Consider the following 501-nt stretch of genomic DNA (forward strand, 5'->3'; position numbering starts at 1 on the left):
GTTCGACTATGCGACGGGCCCGATGGGACAGATCACGCAGGCGACGAACGTCAACGCGCAGATCATGGGCGGTGAGGTGGGCGCGTCGTGGCGTCCGCTCGCGCCGTGGCGCTTCGAAGGGTCGCTCGCGTATGCGTGGGGGCGCAACGTGCAAAGCGGTGCGCCGCTGCCGCAGATGCCGCCGCTCGAGGCACGCTTCGGCGTCGAGTACACTCGCGGGCCGTGGTCGGCGGGCGGGCTGTGGCGGGTCGTTGCGCCGCAGCATCGCTACGCGCTGAACGAGGGCAACGTCGTCGGCAAGGACTTTGGTCCGAGCGCCGGTTTCGGCGTGCTGTCGCTGCACGCGCAGTACAACGTGAGCAAGACGGTGCAGATCTCGGTCGGCGTCGACAACGTGCTCGACAAGGCTTATGCGGAGCACCTGAACCTCGCGGGCAACGCCGGTTTCGGCTATCCGGCGAATCTGCCTGTCACCGAACCCGGCCGTACCGCGTGGGTTCG

1 protein-coding gene is annotated in these 501 nt (G+C 68.3%); it reads left to right on the forward strand.

Annotation, left to right across the window (positions count from 1 at the left end; all coding sequences use genetic code 11):
• Nucleotides 1–501: TonB-dependent receptor (locus tag J5M71_RS27425; protein WP_207838694.1), on the forward strand; the 501-nt coding region annotated here is incomplete at both ends.

Origin of the sequence: Pseudomonas sp. 43(2021) (assembly GCF_017490805.1) — a bacterium.
GTDB lineage: Bacteria > Pseudomonadota > Gammaproteobacteria > Pseudomonadales > Pseudomonadaceae > Aquipseudomonas.